This window comes from Staphylococcus pasteuri (assembly GCF_030547725.1).
In the GTDB taxonomy this organism is placed as follows: Bacteria; Bacillota; Bacilli; order Staphylococcales; family Staphylococcaceae; genus Staphylococcus; species Staphylococcus pasteuri.
The window spans coordinates 1-255 of record NZ_JAUOQO010000578.1; the positions used below are offsets into that span (position 1 = coordinate 1).

The 255-nt window shown below is 43.5% G+C and carries 1 protein-coding gene; it reads right to left on the minus strand.

Translation table 11 applies throughout. From position 1 onward, the window contains the following. Positions 1 to 240, minus strand: a 240-nt coding sequence (locus Q4528_RS14795) for a hypothetical protein (protein ID WP_303522423.1), incomplete at its 3' end; no start/stop codon positions are given. Positions 241 to 255: the final 15 nt, after the last annotated feature.

The window sequence follows — 255 nt, forward strand, 5'->3', positions numbered from 1 at the left end:
GTTATAAGGAGATACACCGTCTTCTTCCAGAACGGCGGCAAACTTCATCCACTCTTCGCGGTACTCATATTTATTAGCAAAGAAATGTTTAGTAATTTGCACCTTAAGCTGCTTACGCAAACGCTCAGATAAAAACAAACTCACCAGTATCAGGGCACTTAAAGCAAAGAAACCATTTTGTGCCATGCTTCCCCAATCACCACCCGCATAGCGAATGTAATAGCCCACAAGCGCCATCATGAGTAAGTAACCACC